Source organism: Bacillus cereus group sp. BfR-BA-01524 (genome assembly GCF_022662595.1).
GTDB classification, from domain to species: domain Bacteria; phylum Bacillota; class Bacilli; order Bacillales; family Bacillaceae_G; genus Bacillus_A; species Bacillus_A thuringiensis_S.
Genome location: NZ_JAKUDW010000336.1, coordinates 1 through 325 on the forward strand (window position 1 = coordinate 1; position 325 = coordinate 325).

Sequence of the window (325 nt, forward strand, 5' to 3'; positions counted from 1 at the left end):
GATCCTGGCACGATTCACAAAAGCATCAAGCAATGCAGACGTAAATTCTTGGAATAAGTAATTAAAGATTTAAATAGATAAGTTCTAATTTTATTAGATTCTTAAAATCTATATATAAAGGAGACGAAATGAAATGTTAGCAAAAATGAAAAGTTGGTTAAAAAATGAAGACTCACAATTATCATCAGAAAACGGTATGTTAATTGCATTAGCAGTGATTATCGTATTAGTAATTGGTCCGTTCGTATGGAAAGCAATTCAAGGTGGATATGATACAATTCTAGCTCGATTCACAAAAGCATCAAGCAATGCAGATGTAGATTCT

General features: G+C 31.1%; 1 protein-coding gene. It reads left to right on the forward strand.

The genetic code is table 11. The annotated features are described in order from the left end of the window. Positions 1-133 precede the first annotated feature (133 nt). Positions 134-325, forward strand: a 192-nt coding sequence (locus tag MR170_RS31340) for a hypothetical protein (RefSeq protein ID WP_242310708.1), incomplete at its 3' end; no start/stop codon positions are given.